General features: G+C 42.0%; 17 protein-coding genes. 9 read left to right on the top strand and 8 right to left on the bottom strand.

What is annotated here, in order from left to right; translation table 11 throughout:
• Window positions 1-61 precede the first annotated feature (61 nt).
• A complete protein-coding gene (locus ACYVIL_RS04385) occupies window positions 62-352 on the bottom strand; it encodes a c-type cytochrome (RefSeq protein ID WP_460311795.1) in 291 nt (96 codons plus the stop codon).
• A 149-nt stretch (window positions 353-501) separates the two neighbouring features.
• Between ACYVIL_RS04385 and ACYVIL_RS04380 the strand changes: the two genes are divergently transcribed.
• The 6 genes from ACYVIL_RS04380 to ACYVIL_RS04355 all read left to right on the top strand — a co-directional run bounded on the left by ACYVIL_RS04380 (window position 502) and on the right by ACYVIL_RS04355 (window position 9,886).
• Window positions 502-1,938 carry a protein adenylyltransferase SelO gene (locus ACYVIL_RS04380; protein WP_460311711.1) on the top strand — a complete coding sequence of 479 codons (1,437 nt, stop codon included), beginning with the start codon at window positions 502-504 and terminating at the stop codon, window positions 1,936-1,938.
• Window positions 1,926-2,228 carry a DUF3630 family protein gene (locus ACYVIL_RS04375; RefSeq protein WP_460311709.1) on the top strand — a complete coding sequence of 101 codons (303 nt, stop codon included), beginning with the start codon at window positions 1,926-1,928 and terminating at the stop codon, window positions 2,226-2,228. Before ACYVIL_RS04380 ends, ACYVIL_RS04375 begins: the two co-directional genes overlap by 13 nt.
• 81 nt (window positions 2,229-2,309) lie before the next feature.
• The gene (locus ACYVIL_RS04370; RefSeq protein ID WP_460311708.1) at window positions 2,310-5,165 is read left to right on the top strand and encodes an EAL domain-containing protein; all 2,856 of its coding nucleotides are present in this window, start codon (window positions 2,310-2,312) and stop codon (window positions 5,163-5,165) included.
• A gap of 71 nt (window positions 5,166-5,236) precedes the next feature.
• Entirely contained in the window at window positions 5,237-5,890 is a 654-nt protein-coding gene (ribA, locus tag ACYVIL_RS04365; protein ID WP_460311707.1) for a GTP cyclohydrolase II, read from the top strand.
• A gap of 459 nt (window positions 5,891-6,349) precedes the next feature.
• Window positions 6,350-7,810, top strand: coding sequence for a DUF3300 domain-containing protein (locus ACYVIL_RS04360; RefSeq protein ID WP_460311706.1), 1,461 nt, complete (start codon window positions 6,350-6,352; stop codon window positions 7,808-7,810).
• A gap of 417 nt (window positions 7,811-8,227) precedes the next feature.
• Window positions 8,228-9,886 (top strand): response regulator, encoded by a 1,659-nt coding sequence (locus ACYVIL_RS04355; protein WP_460311705.1) that lies wholly within the window; start codon window positions 8,228-8,230, stop codon window positions 9,884-9,886.
• A 238-nt stretch (window positions 9,887-10,124) separates the two neighbouring features.
• Here ACYVIL_RS04355 and ACYVIL_RS04350 read toward each other — a convergent pair whose 3' ends face one another.
• The 3 genes from ACYVIL_RS04350 to ACYVIL_RS04340 are packed head-to-tail and all read right to left on the bottom strand — an operon-like array spanning window position 10,125 to window position 12,003.
• Window positions 10,125-10,733: an aminotransferase class V-fold PLP-dependent enzyme gene (locus ACYVIL_RS04350; RefSeq protein ID WP_460311794.1), complete on the bottom strand. Its 609-nt coding sequence runs from the start codon at window positions 10,731-10,733 to the stop codon at window positions 10,125-10,127.
• Window positions 10,622-11,245, bottom strand: coding sequence for a hypothetical protein (locus ACYVIL_RS04345; RefSeq protein ID WP_460311704.1), 624 nt, complete (start codon window positions 11,243-11,245; stop codon window positions 10,622-10,624). Before ACYVIL_RS04345 ends, ACYVIL_RS04350 begins: the two co-directional genes overlap by 112 nt.
• Before the next feature lie 5 nt (window positions 11,246-11,250).
• Entirely contained in the window at window positions 11,251-12,003 is a 753-nt protein-coding gene (locus ACYVIL_RS04340) for a tryptophan 2,3-dioxygenase family protein (protein ID WP_460311703.1), read from the bottom strand.
• A gap of 138 nt (window positions 12,004-12,141) precedes the next feature.
• On the opposite strand from ACYVIL_RS04340, the gene ACYVIL_RS04335 reads away from it, so the two are divergent.
• The gene (locus ACYVIL_RS04335) at window positions 12,142-12,594 is read left to right on the top strand and encodes an Lrp/AsnC family transcriptional regulator (protein WP_460311701.1); all 453 of its coding nucleotides are present in this window, start codon (window positions 12,142-12,144) and stop codon (window positions 12,592-12,594) included.
• Window positions 12,595-12,612: 18 nt separating this feature from the next.
• On the opposite strand, the gene ACYVIL_RS04330 is transcribed toward ACYVIL_RS04335, so the two are convergent.
• From ACYVIL_RS04330 to ACYVIL_RS04320, 3 genes are all read right to left on the bottom strand, one after another.
• Window positions 12,613-13,485 (bottom strand): ATP-grasp domain-containing protein, encoded by an 873-nt coding sequence (locus ACYVIL_RS04330; RefSeq protein WP_460311700.1) that lies wholly within the window; start codon window positions 13,483-13,485, stop codon window positions 12,613-12,615.
• Window positions 13,486-13,654: 169 nt separating this feature from the next.
• Window positions 13,655-14,656 carry a hypothetical protein gene (locus ACYVIL_RS04325; protein WP_460311699.1) on the bottom strand — a complete coding sequence of 334 codons (1,002 nt, stop codon included), beginning with the start codon at window positions 14,654-14,656 and terminating at the stop codon, window positions 13,655-13,657.
• 84 nt (window positions 14,657-14,740) lie between these two features.
• Window positions 14,741-15,340 (bottom strand): DsrE family protein, encoded by a 600-nt coding sequence (locus ACYVIL_RS04320; RefSeq protein WP_460311698.1) that lies wholly within the window; start codon window positions 15,338-15,340, stop codon window positions 14,741-14,743.
• Between the two features lie 366 nt (window positions 15,341-15,706).
• Between ACYVIL_RS04320 and ACYVIL_RS04315 the strand changes: the two genes are divergently transcribed.
• Together ACYVIL_RS04315 and ACYVIL_RS04310 are read left to right on the top strand one after the other, a co-directional pair.
• Window positions 15,707-16,873, top strand: a complete 1,167-nt coding sequence (locus tag ACYVIL_RS04315; protein ID WP_460311697.1) for an efflux RND transporter periplasmic adaptor subunit — start codon at window positions 15,707-15,709, stop codon at window positions 16,871-16,873.
• 10 nt (window positions 16,874-16,883) lie between these two features.
• The gene (locus tag ACYVIL_RS04310) at window positions 16,884-20,018 is read left to right on the top strand and encodes an efflux RND transporter permease subunit (RefSeq protein ID WP_460311696.1); all 3,135 of its coding nucleotides are present in this window, start codon (window positions 16,884-16,886) and stop codon (window positions 20,016-20,018) included.
• Between the two features lie 220 nt (window positions 20,019-20,238).
• Here ACYVIL_RS04310 and ACYVIL_RS04305 read toward each other — a convergent pair.
• Window positions 20,239-20,439: hypothetical protein (locus ACYVIL_RS04305; RefSeq protein ID WP_460311695.1), on the bottom strand; the 201-nt coding region annotated here is incomplete at its 5' end.

Here is a 20,439-nt window from a genome sequence, read left to right as displayed (position 1 = left end):
AAGAATCCATGTCAATAAAACAGGAGGAACATTCCCCCTGCATTGAAGCGGCATCAATAAGCTAGCCTGCGGGGTTCAAACTTGCGAAATAAGCGGATAAATCAGCAATGTCTTCATCGCTTAATCCTTTAGCCATGGGCGCCATTACCATGTTATTGCGCTCTCCACTGCGAAAAGCTTTCATTTGCAAAACTAAGTATTGCTCTTTCTGGCCCGCTAAATTCGGGTACATGGGGATCATAGAAATTCCGTTAGAACCGTGACACGCAGCGCAAGTGGCAGATTTAGCTTTGCCTTTCTCTACGTCTCCAGCAAATGCAGGGGCACACAAGGCACTACCAGCAAGCAACATAGCAAGAAGTGCTACAGGTTTTAAATTCATGTTACTAACCTCACAATAATTGAATATGGGTTCCAAAATCGTTTTTCAGAACAAGGGTATCAAGATAACCCATAGTCAGGATAAACTATACTTTGATTTAATACTAATAAGGCGCAAACGTGCATTTCGATCATTCATACGCACAAAAACTATCCGACATGGTAAGCCAAGTCCGAATTTCACCGTTACTTGAGCCAGTGTTAGCATTATATAACGAGCAATTAGCAGAAGACATAGAACTTAAGAACGAATTTTCTCAACCTGAGACCCTATTTGACGCCCTGTTCAAAGCCGATGGTTATTTCAATCTCAACGCAGTTGCGCAAAAATACGGCGGCCATCAATTTGGCGGATGGAATCCAGATCTCGGTGACGGAAGGGGAGTGTTATTGGCTGAAGTGGTTACCCAAAAGCAAGGGTCTTGGGATCTACATTTGAAAGGAGCAGGTAAAACCCCCTATTCACGGTTTGGCGACGGACGCGCGGTACTAAGGTCAACAATACGAGAATATTTAGCAAGTGAAGCTCTGCATAGTTTAGGCATCCCAACCTCACGGGCCCTGTGTTTAATTGCCAGCAAAGAAACCGTCTATCGTGAACAACCAGAAACCGGCGCAATGTTAATAAGAGCCTGTCAAAGCCACATTCGTTTCGGCCATTTTGAATACTTTTATCAAACTAAACAACTAGATAAGCTCGACAAACTTTTTACTTACACATTACAGAAACATTATCCCTGGAGTATCAACCACGAAAACCCCCATTACTCTATGCTAGAACAGATTGTGCTGAGCACTGCAGACTTAATCGCCAAATGGCAAGCTTTTGGTTTTTGTCATGGGGTCATGAATACCGATAATATGTCCATCCACGGGATCACTTTCGATTTCGGCCCCTACGCCTTTTTAGACACATTTGATCCTGAATATATTTGTAATCATTCCGACCACAATGGACGCTATGCCTTTGATCAACAACCCGGTGTTGCATTGTGGAATTTAAATGCATTAGCCCATGCGTTTACCCCTTATTTATCCATTGAGCAGATCAAACAAGCCCTCACCCAGTACGAAACACGTTTACAAATTCACTATGCTGAATTGATGGGAGCAAAATTCGGATTCAAAAAAGTCACGAACGATGACATGAAGTTGGTTAATCAATGGCTTGCATTACTTGCTCAAGACAAGCGCGATTACACCCAAAGCTTCCGCTTACTTTGTGATGAAAACTTAAGCCAAAGCAAACTAACAGATCATTTCATAGACCGCGAACAAGCCCAAGTTTGGTATCAGGCTTATATTGCCCGCTTGGCAGAAGAATCCTTACCGAAAAACGAACGTTTAGTTACCATGATAGAAGCTAACCCGAAATTTATTCTGCGAAATTACTTAGCACAAAACGCCATCAATGAGGCGGAAAACGGTAGCTTTGAAGAGTGCAAGCGCTTACTTAAAGTGCTTTCTAACCCCTTTGATGAACAACCTGAGTTTGAACACTACGCGCAAACACCGCCAGACTGGGGAAAATCTATGGAAATCTCATGCTCAAGTTAAACCACAATGGTTGGCAATTAACAGAGTCAACTATCATTTTGATTTGCGAATCTTTTCCAACTCAAGCCGAAGCCATTGAAAACGCAAAAGGTTGGTTAGATAAGATTGACGCCAGAGTTTCAGATATTAGCGAAGGGGCAGACCGCGCACAAATCCAGTTTGTTTTGGAACAAGATACATTTTTACTTTGTTATGACGCTACTTGTGAGGCAATATGGATTGAAGTTACTGGCTTTGCTGAATTCGATAGTTTGTCTAAACTATTAGCTAAACTAGATAAAATTCAATAATATAACGTTTCAAATACTAGAATCATCTCATTCATTTTTAGTATCAGATTAAAGGTAAAATAGTTCGTATGGTTGTTTAACGTGAAAATTGTCGGTCTCCTATGCTTGCTGTTGTTAAGCTTCGTAGGTTTTGCACAACAAACAGATCCCATGCCAACTCTCATCTTAGATGCAGAAGTGGGACATGTTTTAGTGAACGGTAAAACCGAACTGAAACGCACTAACAGGCGCGCTCAATTATCCCAGGTACAAGTATTAGAAGACTGGTCAAATGCCATTGACACAACCCCATTAATTGATAATCAGGCCTTGTGGCAGCGCTTTTCATTAGTCCATCAAGACAGTATTGATCAACAATATATGTTAGTGGTTAGTAACCCTTCTATCGACTATCTAGATGCCTATGTTCTGGACGATAAAAATCGACTCTTAGAAACCTATTTAGTGGGTGCAAAGCGCGCTTTATCCACTCGCCCTTATAACCACAGAAATTTTGTTCTCCCCCTATCTTTAGGCGCAAATCAGAGTGTTAATATTTACTTACGCATTCAAGATGACGGCCCTTCGGTTTATACAATTGATCTGTGGACTGACTCAGCGTTTATTGCCAAAGAACAATTTAATTTGGCGTTTATTGGCGTAGTCGGTGGCGCACTGGCCATCCTATTTTTTTACTTCTTAGTCACTTACATACTGCTTAGAAGCCCTATCCGCTTCTGGTTTTCTGTAACTAATGCCGGCCTATTATTATTGTTCTTAAACATTCAGGGAATTGTCAGTCAATTCACTGGTCTAGGATCTTATACGTCACAAATTAGTTGTGTCATTGTGGCAATTGTCATCTTTTCTGCAGCAAAGGTTTGTCATGCTTTGCTGCTGCGCATTCCATTTTATTGGCGTTATGTTTCCTATTTAATGGCTATCTCAATGCTAGTTATAGCACCACTGCTGAATAGTTACTTACAATTATTGGTAGGTTCGGCGTTAACAGCCGCCGCGGTTTTGCTCCACCTTTTATTAGCCCTTATTTACCATGATAGAAAACAAGCGACACCGAATGGACTATATGCCCTAGGTTGGTTAATTATTAGCGCAACGTTAATGTCTGAAGTAAGTTATTACTTATCTGGAAAAGCCTTAGAGAACGACACCGTATTAATATTATCTTTAATTGTAATGTCCGGCGTCTTGCTAATTGCAGTTGCCATTGAAAGTCACGAAAAAGCACTCTCATTTGTTAAACAAGTTCAACAACAAGCTGCCATTAAAAACCTCCATCAATTTTATGATCTATTCCGTAATTCCGCAGAAGGACTCTATACCTCAACACAAGATGGAAAGTTGGTAACCACCAACCCTGCAATGTGCCAACTATTTGGATACAGTGACGAAAGTCAAATGTTGTCAGAGGTTAAAGACACTTCTGTACTTTATGCGAATCCCCATGAACGGGATCTGCTGATGGAAGAAATTTTTCAAAATGGGAAAGCCCTAGGCAAAGAAATTAAAGGCATTCGCAGAGACGGCAGTGAATTTTGGTTCTGTATTTCAGTACAACTTACCGGTACCGAAAATGAAAAATACTTTTTTGGTTCCATTTTTGATGTCACCGAAAAGAAACAATCGAGCATCAGCTTAGAATATTTAGCCACGCACGATTCGTTAACCGGTGTTTATAATCGAAGAGAGTTTGAACAAAAACTACGAGACGGAATTCGACGCGCTAAACAGTTAAAACAAGATCTCACACTACTTTATATGGATCTTGAACAATTCAAGATAGTTAATGATACCTGTGGCCACAAAGCCGGAGATGCACTCATTAAACAATTATCCCAAACCTTAAATCATGTGGTGCTAAATAGAGGTCTGCTAGCTCGGTTAGGGGGAGATGAATTCGGTGTTATTTTAGAATCAGAAAACGCCCAAAATGCCCCAGAATTAGCGAATCAGTTGTTGCATGCGGTTAAAGAATTCAGGTTCATCTGGGACAATCGCATTTTTACCATGGGTATCAGTATTGGCATGGCAAAATGGCAAGAACACATAGAAACCCCAGAGCAACTAATGAGCATGGCAGATGCAGCCTGTTACGTTGCCAAAGAGCAAGGGCGTAGTCAAATACACCTTTACTCCAGCGAAGACTTAAAAATGCAACGCTATGAGTCAGAATTAAAGTGGGTGTCTCAAATAAACCTGGCCCTCGAACAAAATCGATTTCAACTCTACTACCAACACTATTACCCTTTATCTAAGGTCGCTGACGGCCACCATTATGAAATTCTGCTGCGGATGCTTGATGAGAACGATCAAATAGTGCCACCAGCGGCATTTTTACCGGCCGCAGAACGATACAACTTAACCATAGAAATAGATAAGTGGGTGATTAAAAACACCTTTAAATGGTTATCTGAGCATCCTGAGCACCTTTCTCAGCTGCATCAATGTAATATTAATCTCAGTGGCCATTCTTTAGCCGATAATGATCTTAAACGACATGTCACCCAGGCATTTGAGCACTATCAAATCCCCCATCATAAGATTTGTTTTGAAATAACCGAAAGCATGGCAATCGTCAAAATGGAAGAAACCCTACGCTTTATTAATGCGTTTAAAAAACAGGGCTGTACCTTTGCACTAGATGATTTCGGCAGCGGTTTTTCATCCTACAGCTATTTAAAAAACCTACCGGTAAACTGTCTTAAAATTGACGGAAGCTTTGTTAAAGATCTATTAGTCGACCCCGTCGACATGGCGATGGTGGTTTCTATGAAAGATTTAGCCAAAGCGATGTCCATGCATACTGTTGCAGAATTCGTAGAGTCAAAAGATATCATGGTTGAATTGGGTAAGATGGGAGTAGACTTCGCCCAAGGCTATGGCGTCGCAAAACCCGCTCCTTTAAATCAATTTACTGACTGTAAAACTATCGACTAACGGTTGTAAAGTCAGTAATCGTGCCCATATTGGTGAGTTAATAAATACATTACAGCTTTGAAAGGTCAAAAGTGGTGACAAACACGCCAACTAATAAGTTTGAATTTGTGAGTTCAGCTGCCCTTCCTACCCAATTTGGATTATTTACTATCCACGGTTTCGTTGAAGTTGCCACGCAACAAGAACACGTCGCGTTATCCTATGGTGAATGGCAAGAAAATGAGACAATTCCCATCCGAGTGCACTCTGAATGCTTAACCGGTGACGCCCTTTTCAGTACCCGCTGCGATTGTGGCTCTCAGCTTGAAAAAGCCCTACAAAATATTGTTGAACAGGGAAAAGGGGTATTGCTGTATCTTCGTCAAGAAGGCCGAGGTATTGGCCTGTTAAATAAGATCCGTGCATATAAACTGCAAGATAGCGGCCTTGATACAGTAGAAGCCAATGAACATTTAGGCTTCGATGCAGATCTACGAGACTATTCAATTTGTAAATTAATGCTCGATACCTTGGGTGTGAAAAATGTCGCTTTAATGACCAACAACCCGAAAAAACAAGGTGCTTTATCAGCAATGGGTATCAATGTGGTTTCCAGAACGCCTATCGACCACGGATTAACGGAAGACAATAGGCGCTATTTGCGCACTAAAACTGAAAAGCTAGGTCATCAATTTGATTTACACTTACTCAACAATGGTCCTAACAAGTCACAAGACGAGTCATAGTCGCACTTCCACACAAAGGGGCTTAATAAATAATAACCGCTCATCAGCTATTTCACCCTAAGCCCCCTAAGAATCAACAAAAAAGAGACCTCAGTCTCTTTTTTGATTTTTCATATATCGCTTTTTAACACTTTCTACTTTTGCATTTGAACACCCGCAACACCGCTGGTTTCACCAAGATTAAAACACTCATTCTAGACTTCCCGCACTAACTACATTGTCAGGTCGTTGTGACTAAGTCGCGGAACATAACTGCACAGCAATAACGTTAATCCAGCAAAACGTCGACGTGATAATTATGTACTCTACTGGAGATCATAAACGACCTAGGGATTTATCAGCAGAAAGCCCCATGGTATTTCCTTTGCTGTGAATCAATTTAGTTAAGATTTTCATATTTGGTTCAGCTAAGGTTAAGGACAAACATTCTATAAGTATTCTGTAATAAAGGAGAATACTATGAAAAACAACACAAAGTACGTGTTAGTGTACTTAGCGTTAATATCAGTCATTGTGACTTTGGCAGTGAATCTTGCACAAGCCCAAGAACCCGAAGATGTGATTGTTATTGAATCAAACGCTAACCCCGATATTGACGAGGCGGCACAACAAAGTACTTATTTACTTGATCAGGCAGAGCTCGACCAAATGCTTGCTCCTGTCGCATTGTATCCAGATACCGTGTTATCACATGTTTTAGTTGCCTCTACTTATCCCCTGGAAGTTGTACAAGCAGCAAGATGGCGTGAGAAGAACCAATCTTTGTCTGAAGAAGAAGTGATGGAAGCCATAGCGGAAGAAGACTGGGATCCCAGTGTTAAAGCCTTAGTCCCTTTCCATCAATTGCTACAACAAATAACCGAAGATTTAAACTGGTTACAAGATTTAGGTGATGCCTTTTTAATTAATGAAGAGCAGGTGTTGGCCAGTGTTCAGAACTTACGACACAAAGCATATGAGCAAGGCAGTTTAGAAAACAATGAATACATAGAAGTGGTTGAAGAAGAGGAGAATATTGTTATTCAGCCTGCTTCCACAGAAATAGTTTATGTCCCTTACTACGATACAAGAATAGTTTATGGTACGTGGTGGTGGCACGAGTATCCTCCCATTTTCTGGCATCGTCCGGCTCACTACTACCGACATGCAGGTTTATACTGGAGTCCAAGAGTATTTGTGCGCCACAATCTATTTTGGGGTGGCTTTAACTGGCGCAGTCGTTACATAGTGGTTAATAATCATCCACATCGTTACGGACGTCGCGATGATGGTGTTCGCAGAGTGACTTCAAGTGAATATCAGCGCTGGCAACACAACCCTACTCATAGGAGAGGGGTGAGATATGACGCCCACACGCCCAAAGTGGTCTATCGTCAACAGAATCGAAATGACAACAAGCGGGTAATCAGTACTGGCGGCAAAACGCGTGTATTGGATAAATCAAGACCGGTTAAGGTGCGCAACTATGACAAGACCGTAAAAACCAATAAAAAAGCGCAGCAAACCCAACAGCGTTTGCAATCGAGTAAAACCAAGCAGTATTCGAATATCAATGATAAATCGGATAGACGCCAAGTATCTGCCCAATCGCGCAATACAGTTGTGCAACGCTCGCAGAAAGGAACACAGCAAAGTAGCCAAAATAAGGCTTATAGCAAAAGGCAGAATAATAATGTCTCTGCGAATAAAAGTAACGCACAGCGCCAAAGCAATAATGTTTCCCGTGATAACGTAAACAGCGCTAACCGCTCGCGCACTAATTCAAACAGTAATTCGGTAAAACGTTACTCAAATAAACAATCTCAGGGCGCACAAAGGAGCAGCCGCAACTATTCGTCAAATAAAGTGAATAGTAGAAGTTCGAACAATAGAACAGTCCATAGACAAAGTAGTAACAAAGTGCAGCGAAAAGAGCGTTAACAACTAGTTTCCCCTCTCGTTTAGCTCACTCGTTTACGCGCAAAAAGTCCTGACCTAAAACCAAGTTATGAGTCAGGATTTTTTGCGATAAACATTAAGTTTCTTGCTAATCCTCACGTCTTGAGCAATGATAAAGCTAAGTGGTCTTTTTGACCCCTAACGGCATGACAAATAGCAACACGACGCAATAAAACGGTTAAAATAACAACTCAATACCCGTTTTACAGTTGTATAACGCATTGCCTGGACTTTGTATGGATGAGTGTCAAGATGCTAACTTTCAGCATGCTTTGCCATTTTAAAAGGCAGCGAACACATCCTTCAATTCCAACCAAATCACTCGCATATTTGTCTTTCTTTTAGGGTTCTTGTTGTATTCGACCTTCCACAGAAAAATAAGATGTTGGAAATATAGAATTGATTGAAATCCCCCCGCAAAAGCCATTAAGCAGCTTAAATATTTTGGTTATTGATGGCCAGGCCCTCGTCCACGATAGCATCAAGTCTGCATTGGCTCAGATTGGTATTCATAATTGTAAAAGCGCCGAAAACGCGTTTTATGCTCTGCGCTTATGTGAGCAAACTAAATTTGATGTGGTGCTGATTTCCTTTGATATTCGCAGTGATAAAGATGGCTTCAATTTACTCGAAGAAATGCGCCTAAAAGGCCATATCACGAAAACCACCATGGTAATTTTCTTAAGCGCGGATACGTCAATGTCATTGGTTAACTGTGTGGTTGAATTACAGCCCAGCGACTTTTGGGTAAAACCACTGGATCGTAAAACCATGGAAAAGCGCTTCAAGTACTTATTTGCGATTAAAGAAAAACTATATAAATTATCTTATTGCATTGATAAAGCTGAATATCCTACGGCTATTTATTACGCTGAGCGCCAATTAAAAGACGAATCTTTAAGTAAATATTACCCAATGATCAATCGTTTAATAGGCGAATGTTTAATTAACTTGAAAGAATATTCCCAAGCGGAAGCATTTTATCGAAAATTGAGCCAGCGTTATAAATATGGTTGGGTTCAAGTGAACCTGGCTAGAAGCCTGTTAAAACAAGATAAATTGTCAGAGGCCATAACCCTTACTGATGAGCTACTGCAACGAGACGATACTAGGTTTACAACCTATGATGCATTAGCCGAGTATTACATTGAAAAAGAAGACTACGCCAAGGGATACGAGATCATTCAGGAAGCCACCAAGCTTGCACCACGCAATTTAGATAGAAACAAGAAATCGTGGAATTTAGCTCGTCTCAATCACGATAAAAAAGGCCAGTATATCGCGACCATGAATATGGCCAAATTCGCTAAAAACTCCATTCACGATACGCCAGACTTAAATCTTAATGTTATTCGTGCAGCCATTGACTTGGCAGGCTCACTAAATGGTGAAGAAGCCACCCGCTTAGTTGCCAAAACAGAACGAGATTTATCGTTTTTCGTCAATGAATACGGAAACGATAGTCAATTAAAAGAGCAATTAGCGATTATTAATGCGCGCATGCTAAATCTGAAAAGTGACAAAAAAGCGGCTGAACAGATCATCAAAGAGCACATGGATACAAGGGCCAGTAGCTCAGTGGAAGATAGCCTAGATAAAGTTAAGGCCTTCCATGAAATGGGCTATTGGGAAGAGTCGATTCGCCTGCTCGACTCGGTGAAGTCTAAAATAGAAGGTGACAGCTTTGTTGGTCAGGTGATTAATGAATATTTAGATCAGGAAACTCAGGAACGTACCGATATCCGCTATTCCCCTAAAGAGCTGGGTGAAATGGCATCATCCCACTACAAAAACAAACGCTATGAGCCAGCATATGAGTTGCTTTCTCAAGCCTTTGTTCTAGCGCCTAAAAACCCGAATATGGCTCTGAGTATTCTTAAAGTGATGGTTAAATTAATTGATGAAGTTCAATTTAACGAAGATCAGCTTGCTTGTCTAAAACGCTGCAAAAACCTATTAGACTCCATTGCCTTATCTCCCAATCAACATAAAAAAATGGATGAATATCTAGCCGTAATCGACCCATTAATAGCATCACGGGAAGTAGATCACGAGTAGATGCACTAAGCGAACTGAAATTTTAAATTTCGAAACTTTAGCAATGCTTAGCCCTACGCTTCATTCAAACCTCACCTAGGCTCACAGAAGGCAGAAACCAAGGGAAAGTTAGACTCAGAGGTGGCATATCTCAGCACGGTTGACACAGTAAAGTTGACTCTGTCCAGTCGATCACTACAAGGTAAATCAGCCCATGGTAAACCTGCGCAAGCCCAGCCTAACAAGGAATAAAGTCCCCTCATTGCTGGTTGAAGACGTCTGTCAACAAAGCAACCTCTTGTTCTGAATTATAAATATGAAATGACAAACGCATCACATTGCCACGGGTATCAAAATAACAGTTATGGCTGTCTAGTCTTTGACAAATAGCCTCACTACGAGTTGCAGGCATCTCCAGACATAAGGTCCCCCCCATATTTGCCAAATCAACAGGATGCAACAGTCCCTCGTTTACTCCCTGTAAAAACAACTCTATCAATCGACGATTATGCGCAAAAATCGTCTTTAGCCCAATTTTCAAAATGGTCTGCAAACTTCCTAAGGCCAAAGCATAAGGTGCAATATTGGGGGTTCCTCCCCAAAACCGCTTCGCGCCATTTGCATATTGGAAATCGGTAATCTCCATTGCGAATGGGTCACTGTGAGAAAACCATCCCACATCCATTGGCGTGAGCTGTTCAATGGATTGGGGGTTTAGCCACATAAAGCCAGCACCAGGGCCGCCACATAACCACTTTACACTTGAACCAAAAACCACATCCACGTCCCAAAGAGACAAATCAATGGGCAAAATGCCCGCTGATTGAGCGACGTCCACTGCGAAATGGCAACTCTGTTGTCGACACAACTGAGCAATACTTTGAATAGGCGACACCTGCCCTGATTCGAATGAACGTGGGTGGCCAAAACACAATGAATATCCCCGTGCACATACCGTTGCCAGGTCTGAATGTTAGCAGCTGATTCCGCCGCAGGTATCAATACAAGTTCAAAACCTAAGGGTTGCATTGCCTTAACCACGTAGCCCATGGACGGAAATGCATCTTCATGCATAAGCACCTTGCGCTTACGGATTTTATGACTGTGCGTTGGCAATGCCATTAACCACTTCGTTAAGCCGCTAGATAAATTAGTTTGTGGGCAAAAATCAGCAGAATTAGCATTCAACAATTGGCCTAAGGCTGTGCAAAACAGCTCCACCGTGTTTAACCAGTTCTGCCAAGCATCCCCGCCTGACAATTTCCAAGGGGTTAGAAAGTTTTCAGCCAAACTCAGTTCCGATTTTTTTGCTAAACAACCCACTGAATGACTTAAAAAATAAGGGCTAGCAGGGAGATTGAATAAATCAGCGTAACTCACTTAAATTAACTCCTGCTGGCTTGCTTTTTGACGATTGAGTCGCGTACTTTGCCGTAAGATTGCCCCCAGGCATCCGTCATCTGGTTACGGATCTGCCACAATTCCGGAAAGAACTGGTTTCTTGCGCCAGATTTAAGCAAGTCAACAGGACGACCTTTTAATGAATCAGACTCCATACCAATGGTACGTTGAATTAAGAATAAATGTTGCCAGCGAAACTTCTGTAACAACTCATCAAACTCCACTAAACACTCGGCAATCACATAGCTATCGTCATGTTGGTATTGGCTGTCATAAATGGCCTCTATGGTCGTTTTACGATTTTCTACATAATATTGTTTAAATACGCTCCACATATCCGCAGGTATTTTTACTAGGGTTCGGAAGCCCGGAGATTCTTGGCCGCTGCCATTACCTAGCTGCAAGCGGATCTGTTGGTATTCTTTGGGCGACATTGTCTCCAACAAGTCCATTTGTTCAATCATCATTTTTTGCAGCATGTGCACCCGCTTCATTAATGAAACCACCCGATGACTTTGTTCTGCCTGCATGTACTCCAAAACATCGATAAGTGTGAAGATCATCAACTTCATCCACAACTCTTCCACTTGATGCACAATCTGAAACTGTAACTCGTCTGAATTGCATAATTTATTTAGGGGTTTTTGGCATTGCAATAAACTATCGCATTGCAAATATGCGCCGTAATCAAGGATTTCAGGGTTTTCTAACAGGCAGCTATATTTTTGTCGGTACATGGGGTGTTCCAAAAGGTTATCTTGGATTTTATGGTAATAGATAGTGAATTGAACATTGTTCTTCAAACACTTGAAATTTTATCTTTTTTAGAACAAAGCTCTTCTTATATCTAAATATAAAGAACGAAAGCAAAATAAATGCTAGATAAAAAAGATAAACAGATCGTTTCTAAACTCGAAGAAGACGGCCGTCTGTCCTTCGCGACCTTAGGTGAGTCAATAGGTTTGAGTAAAACACCGTGCTGGAATCGAGTTAAAGCATTGCAAGAAAAACAGGTCATCAGCGGGTTTTCAGCGATTCTGTCACCCCAGGCCATGGGCCTGAATATTCGTGCTTTGGTGAATGTGGTGATTGATATTGGCCAGCACCAAAAATTTGAACAGGCGATTATCAATCATCGATCGATACGCTCCTGCCATGCAATTACCGGTGAGTTTGATTATGTTTTAGAAATATTGGCCAAAGATATAACGGATTTTGATGAACTATTACGAGTTGATTTGAGCAAATTGCCCGGTGTGTTGCGTTTCAACACCGCAATCACTACCCGTTTAGTCAAGCAAAACGGGCACTACAGCAAAATGCTTTAATTTTTTCATGACTCACGTTTAATTGCCGCGCCCATATTTTGTCACAAAAGCGTTGGCAAAACGTTGGGCGGAATCTACATCCATATTAAAATACAAGGAAGGTTCAATAAGCTCCACTTCCATGGTGACATACGCGTTTTCATATTTAACTAAGTCAATACGTGCATACAGAGGTATTTCAGGTAGCGCCGCTAATACCTGTTGAGCACTGGATAATAATCGCTCATCGGCTTCCACACTTCTTAATTGTCCACCATGCTCTTCTTGCACGCGAAAATCATTTTGTTTTGGCACTTTCACAATGCAATGGCTGTACTCACCGTTAAAATAAAATAATGAATATTCACCTTCATTGATCACGCTTTTTAGAAATGGTTGGATCATATGGGGACGAGACGAAAATACCTCAGTCAGGCCTTCCTGTTCTTCAATAACAGACTCTAAAGACAGGCGATAAGTATGATCTGCATTTGCGCTGACGAGGGGTTTAACCACGATTTCCTGACAATTCAGTGGGCCGAATGCACTTTTCATTAGCTCTAAATCTAAGGTGTCGCACCAAATGGTAGGCACTATACCCACCCCTTTAACCTCTAGTGACTTTAAATAATCTTTGCGAATATTCCATTGCACCAACTCAAGACTATTTTCTAATTTGGCCGAACTTTGGGCAATGTTTTGTAGCACTTCTAAGAACTCATCGGCATTGGTTTGATAATCCCAAGTACTGCGAATTATCACAACCTCGAAGTCATTCCAGTCGATATCTTTGCTGCGCCATGAAACTTCAATGGCTTCCCAGCCCATTTCCTCTAAAGGCTCGTAGAATAAGTGGTCATAAACGAAAAAATCTTCCAGATCATTGGTTGACAATATGGCTACTTTTCGCATTGATTCTCCTCGAGGTAATAACGCTCGTATGCTTTTGTAAGTTTAAACAATAGGCCTAGAGTAACGGAGAAATCTCGACTTCTCCAGCACTGTTAATCGAATGTTAAGTGAATTTTGCAAAGCCGGAGTAGTTATTTTGGCGAAGAGCTTTCTGGTAGCCTGTTAGCATTTAAAGTTGCACTAAAAATAACGACATATTGACCAGCTTAAACACTTGCCAAGTGAAAAATGGGATGGCGATTAATATTGATACTCGGATGCTTAAATGAAAAAAGTTAGCCCACCTTTTCGGCGGTGTTTGATTCAGGCTCTGGGCATCACTTAAAATCAAATCAAGCTCATGGGGGGTTAGCTTTTCGAAACTAACTTGCGGGGTCATCTGTGACACATGCCATTGATACTGATTGGCCGCTTTGAGGGTTTCGAAGGTATTGGTTTTGATTTGCTTAATGCGTATAAGTGGATAAAACGTTAAGTTGATCAGGATTAACAAGACAGTCATCGCCAGTAAAAAATCTTTAAATTGCGGTTCACCGCCGATCCACAGTAATGGAACTAAAGAAATCCCAATTGAAAAGAATAGCGCGTTCCAAAACACAGTATTGGCAAACGGATATTTATGCTGGCTGCGAAACAACTCCACCGTTAAATATTCAACAATAAACTTATCAATGGTTTTCGTATTGCGTAAAATCACTGCTATGGCGAGAATAACACCTGTCCACATCCACCAAGCTTGTAACACCAAAGGAAATCGTCTGAGATTGTCTTCGAAGCTCAAACTGTCTACATAGAAGAGTTGTTCGCTATACAAATAGCTAAACATGATGATAAAACCAGTCAGGACACTGACGAGTAAGACGCTACAAGGAATATTTTTAACCTTATTGGCAAGGCTGCTTGACTGACTAAAGGACAAACCACAATTTTTCCCATTCTCTAAAATCTCTTTATGGCCTAAGCCAATAACGAAGGGTAAAATGATATAGCTAAACGCACCTATTATGGGTAAGGCAAGGGATGCACCTACATCTCTAATCTGCACTTCATGGGTAAGGGAGTTAGGACTTACTAACACCCCAGACACAAAATTTGTAACGATGAAACAAACCGCAATACAGATAGCCCAATAAGCTGAATTGAGACTTAACCTAAAACTTTTACTACTCACAGACATCCGAAAACATATTTTCTTTGATATTCGAACAATTCATCGAACAAAACTCTGCCAAACACTTAAAACAAGCACCCTGCGCTAAAATGGATTGAGGGAATAACCTCGTTGATCCAATAACGCGTGGGCCGTCATGGCTGACAGCGACATTTGGACACCCTCAATCAGATCTGAATTGCTAACCTCGTGGAAAGCGGCAGACTGACCACAAAGATACACCTCAACATTGTTTTCTAATAAGTCTGCAATTAATGGGTCGTTAGGGTTCTTACCAGCAAAACGTTTTTTATAAGCAACAGGGTTAAGCAGATCATTACCTGCACTACCATGAACCACTAAGGCTAAATGGATATTCTCTTGTTTAGCGCCATTGGCCACTAGCATATTTAGAAACCGCGCCAAACTGACAAAATGTCGGTTGAGTTTTTGCTCGCCACTGACTTTACTTACATCAAAGGCCACTTTAAATTCAGTATTTGGATCAAAGGTTTGGTCTACTTGAACTTTTGCGTGCTTACCAAAATCGCGGATCACTGGTCCAGTGGTAAACCTGCCAGTGCTGTCACTCGAAGTGACAGTACTGCTGGCCTTTGCAGCTTTATTTTCGGCAGCAATGCTTTGGCTTAAAACACCTAACCCGCAGAACAGCAACATACTTAACATTAAAAGAAACTGTTTCAACCTTTCGACTCCCATTTTTAATTAGCTATAAATTCTACCCTACTTTTACAAATTCTCTGAGTAAGTTTTTTACAATATTAGGTGCCAGCATATATTTAAAACTGCCATGTTCCATCAAAACAGAAAACAACTAATACACATATTTTAACAATTGGACTAACCTAAAATCTTCTTTATTGCACTCAGACAAGGTAAGATTGCCTACCTTTGTAAGATTAAAAATAAATCAGGCATTCTTCAAAACGGTTACATGCGTTGTGGGGAAGACCTTAGATGTGAAGTAGTACTCTTTGTATTTAAATGTCAAAATAGACATACAAAACAAATAGTTACCCATAAAGTATAATAACAAGAATGTGAGTTAGTATGAACAATACATGGATTAAAGCGCTTCTATTCGTTGTAATAGTTGGCTTAGGAATAGGCGCTATGATGGTAATTAGCGCATCGGGTAAAGACGAAACCAGTCAAGAAAAGGTTGATACCCGCCCCCTGGTTGACATACTTGCTGCTAACCCCATTAATTATCAAGTACTGATCCACAGTTTTGGTGAAGTCACCCCGCTGGAAAGCACTAATTTGTCGGCCCAAGTCTCGGGAGAAATCATCAGTTGGAATCCTAAATTCGTTGCCGGTGGCCTAGTCAAACGGGGTGAAGTGTTATTTAGTATTGAAACAGACGCATACGAAGCGGCATTGTTGCAAGCGGAAGCGGAATATATTCAAGCACAAAGCGCGTTAATTGAAGAACAAGCCCAGGGCGAAGTCGCCAAGCAAGAGGCCAAAAACCTCTCTTCCACTAAGGTCAGTGACTTGTATCTTCGAAAACCACAAATAATGAGTGCCCAAGCGGCCGTTAAATCGGCCGAGGCAAGAATGAAAATCGCGCAACGTGATTTAGATAATTGCCAAGTCACTTCCCCCTACGACGCCTTAGTAATTGAGCGCACCATTGGTTTGGGTGAGTACGTGAGTAGCGGTGCTAAAGTGGGTACCTTAAATAATATTGAGTCTGCCGAGGTGCTGTTCCCAATAGCCGGCTTTGACAGCGCGTTTTTGCCTACTAACCTCGAAAACCAAGAGGCTGTCGTGATCAGCAAAGGCGTTAACACCTTTACTCGAGCTGGCAAAGTGGTCCGTGATACTGGCGTTATCGATCAATCCACTCGCATGAGCCATATCGTTGTGCAAATTGACGATCCCTATGGATTAAAAAGCCACGTCCCCCCATTAAAATTTGGCAGCTATGTTGAAGTAAATATCTCCGGTCAGGTACTGGAGAATGTTTATCGATTACCACAAGATTTAGTAACCAACAAAAACGTTTGGGTGGTGGATGACAACAACAAGTTGCAACCTAAACCCGTCGATATTATTCGTGAAGAAGGTGCACACTTTATTATTAAACGTGGGTTGAACGAACAAGATCGCGTGGTCACAACAGTGCCTGAGTACCCGCAAAAGAATATGGAAGTGCGCTTGTCTAGCGCAGCGAACGATGACGATTTAGTCGCCCAGCAACCTAAACAGTAGGTCGAGAATCATGACTAAAGAAGCCAAACAAACGGGTCTAATCGCCTACTTTGCTAATAATTCGGTCGCCGCTAACTTGCTCATGGTATTTATTGCGGTGCTAGGAGCGGCAAGCTATTTTTCCTTGCCCAGACAAATGTTTCCTAGTTTAGAAATCAATTTCATTACCATCCAAGCCAATTACCCTGGCGCTTCTCCGCAAGAAATTGAAGAAGGTATTCTGATTAAGATAGATGAAGCCTTAAAAGACGTTACCGAGATTAATCGCAGTATTTCAAGGGCCTTTAGAAACAGTGGCACGGTGAGTTTAGAAATTGATCCTGATGAGGAATTGTCTGAAGTATTAGACAAAGTTAAGGTGCGAGTCGACGGTATCGCTACCTTTCCGGCAGGCATGGAACCGGTCACAGTTAACCTAGAAGAATTTAATCAAGACGTTATTGAAATGGCCATAGTTGGCAATACAACGACGGTAGAATTAAAGCCACTCGCCAAAGAGATCGAGACCGAGCTATTACAGTTAAATAATGTGTCTTTAGTCGAGCTAAAAGCGCCGGAAGACGAAATTGCCGTCGAAATAAAACCTAACGAGTTACGCAAATACAACCTAACCCTTGAGGAAGTTCGCCTCGCAATTCAGCGCTTTTCGGCAAATTATTCAGCCGGTCAGCTTCGCACCGATACAGGTATTATTTCGGTACGGGTGGAAAACCAATTTTACAAAGGTGACGAATTTCGCCGCATTCCAATCAAAATAGGGACAAATGGCGCCAAGGTATTACTAGAAGACGTGGCTATTATTCAAGACGGTTTCACCGAAGGTGAGCGTTATTTTAGTTTTTCTGGTCAAAATGCCATTTATATGTCGGTTAAAGCCACTAAAGAGCAAAATATGATTGCCGTGGCAGATTCGGTAAAAGCGTACGTCAAACAACGCAATGAAACCCTTTCCGACGGTTTAGAACTTAAAATTTTAGTCGACATGACCACCTACGTTACAGAGCGTCTCAATATGATGCTAAGTAACCTGTTTCAAGGTTCCATACTAGTTGCTTTTATGTTGACCTTGTTCCTGCGATTTAGACTCGCTTTGTGGGTTATGATTGGTCTCCCCGTGTGTTTCTTAGGCGCGATTTTGACCATGAGTATGTTTGGTCTCACCATTAATGTGCTGTCTCTATTTGCCTTTATTATGGTGCTAGGTATTGTGGTGGATGATGCCATTGTCATAGGTGAAAGTGCCTATACGGAAATTGAAAAGCACGGTGGCGGGGTGGAAAGTGTGGTTCGAGGGGCTAAACGCGTCGCCACTCCTGCGACCTTTGGTGTTTTAACCACCGTAGCGGTGTTTTTACCCTTTACCCAGGGCAGCGGTTTTCAAGGCACATTAATGTGGAATATCGCCGGTGTGGCCATATTCTGTTTGGCCTACAGCTTAGTTGAATCTAAGTTAATCTTACCCGCTCACTTGGCACATACTAATTTTAAACCTATCAAAACTGGCAGTTGGCGAGATAGATTCAATACCCGTTTTTTTGGTTTTGTTAACGGACCTTATCGCAATTTTATCGAAGTCTGTACTCGCTTTCGTTGGGCGGTATTTGCGACTTTTGTGGCCTTTTTACTGATCAGTGTTGGCTTAATATCCGGCAATTTTGTACGTATGGTGCCGACCCCGCCGGTGCCTCACGACTTTCCTTCAATTCGCATTGAAATGAATGAAACCGTATCTGATACGGCGACCATAGAAGCCTTACACATTATCGAAAAAGTTATCGAGAAAGTGGAAAATGACATTAAAAATGAATATGGTTCAGGCTTAATCACCGACACTCTTTCGTATAATCAGGGGCGCACAGATGGGCGAATTTTGATTGCTCTGGTACCCGAAGAAGAGCGTCACTTTGATACCTTTGAGCTCACCAGAAGGTGGCGAGCAGAAATCCCCGACATTCCCGGTATGAAATCATTTACCATTAGAGATGACCCCTTTGCTGATGGCAATGGTGATGGCGATTTCGGCTACTTATTATTTGGCTCAGACATTGAAACCCTCAACGCAGCGGGCCTCAAGTTCATTGAGTTGTTGCAACAAGAAGAAGGTTTATTCGATATTAGTTCCACTATCGATCCCGCCAGCAAGGAAATCCAAATGACCTTGTTACCCGTTGCTTATGATTTGGGGCTGGATCTTGCGTCAGTCGCCAACCAAGTCGGTACTAGCTTTTATGGCGGTGAAGCCCAACGGGTGATTCGTGATGGTGAAGAAGTTAGAGTCATGGTTCGCTATCCGAGGCTCACGAGAGAACGTTTTTCTGAACTCAAATATGCGGTTATAACCACACCTTCGGGTAAAGAAGTGATGCTGGGTGACGTAGTGAACTTAGAAGAGGCTCCTGGTATTAGCTATATCCGTCGAGAAGGGGGATACCGCAGTGTTTATGTGTACGGCAACATAGACGAAGAAGCGGTAGAACCCAACGCAGTGGTGGAAAAAATTGCCAGCGATCTTCTGCCTGAACTGCAAAAAGTCTTCCCGTCAGTGAAAACCGAACTCGGTGGGGCAATTGAAGAAAGCCAAGCACAGCAAGATGAACAAGTTTTGTTCTTCATTGCAGGGTTAATTATGATGTACATTCTTTTGGCAGTGCCGCTGAAAAGCTACATGCAACCCTTCATGATTTTGATGGTTATCCCATTTAGTTTTACCGGCGCAATTTGGGGGCATTTTGTTTTTGGTACTGACCTAAGCACCATGTCGACCTTTGGACTCATTGCCGCTGCTGGGGTGGTAATTAACGACTCCCTGTTGATGACAGATTTTATCAATACCATGCGCAAGAACGGTGTTCATATTAAACAAGCAGTGCTAGATGCTGGTTGCGCTCGTTTCAGAGCCATCACATTAACCTCGATCACCACGTTCGTCGGTGTACTGCCAATTATGTTTGAAACCAGTATGCAAGCACGCATGGTAGTGCCCATGGCCATCGCCCTCGGTTTTGCGGTTTTGTACGCTACTATAGTGACCTTGATTCTGATTCCATGTATGTACCTGATTTTAGATGATATTAAATTGCCATTTAGATGGCTCAAAGGGAAGCTCTCAACACCCGAACCAAGCCCCCAACAAAACACCCTGTAGTCGGTGGCTTCAGCCCCGAGATAAATACCCCATGGCCTCTCATGGCCCCATGGCCTAAAGACCATGCTACAGGGATGGATACCCCCTCAAAAATCCAGGGCCTAAAGACACCCTGTAGTCGGCGGCTTCAGCCCCGAGAGAAATGCCCCATGGCCTCTCATGACCTCTCATGGCCTAAAGGCCATGCTACAGGGATGGATACCCCTCAAAAACCCAGGGCCTAAAGACACCCTGTAGTCGGTGGCTTTAGCCCCGAGAAAATGCCCCATGGCCTCTCATGAACTCCCATGGCTTCCCATGGCCTAAAGGCTGAGGGATCCCCACAAATAAAGAAGATAAGTGCCTGTAATTGCGTTATTTTGTTTCTACCAAAAAATAAAAAAACACCAAAACAGGCACCTAAGATGACATTATTGAATAT

The sequence above is a fragment of the Aliiglaciecola aliphaticivorans genome (genome assembly GCF_054782055.1).
This window is presented reverse-complemented; position numbering and strand designations above follow the sequence as displayed.

Bases quoted from the DNA above. Each gene is read 5' to 3' on its own strand.
- ACYVIL_RS04335 (WP_460311701.1), top strand. From the start codon at position 12,142: ATGCTAGATAAAAAAGATAAACAGATCGTTTCTAAACTCGAAGAAGAC.
- ACYVIL_RS04310 (WP_460311696.1), top strand. From the start codon at position 16,884: ATGACTAAAGAAGCCAAACAAACGGGTCTAATCGCCTACTTTGCTAAT.
- ACYVIL_RS04315 (WP_460311697.1), top strand. From the start codon at position 15,707: ATGAACAATACATGGATTAAAGCGCTTCTATTCGTTGTAATAGTTGGC.
- ACYVIL_RS04330 (WP_460311700.1), bottom strand. From the start codon at position 13,485: ATGCGAAAAGTAGCCATATTGTCAACCAATGATCTGGAAGATTTTTTC.
- ACYVIL_RS04340 (WP_460311703.1), bottom strand. From the start codon at position 12,003: ATGTACCGACAAAAATATAGCTGCCTGTTAGAAAACCCTGAAATCCTT.
- ACYVIL_RS04375 (WP_460311709.1), top strand. From the start codon at position 1,926: ATGCTCAAGTTAAACCACAATGGTTGGCAATTAACAGAGTCAACTATC.
- ACYVIL_RS04385 (WP_460311795.1), bottom strand. From the start codon at position 352: ATGTTGCTTGCTGGTAGTGCCTTGTGTGCCCCTGCATTTGCTGGAGAC.
- ACYVIL_RS04360 (WP_460311706.1), top strand. From the start codon at position 6,350: ATGAAAAACAACACAAAGTACGTGTTAGTGTACTTAGCGTTAATATCA.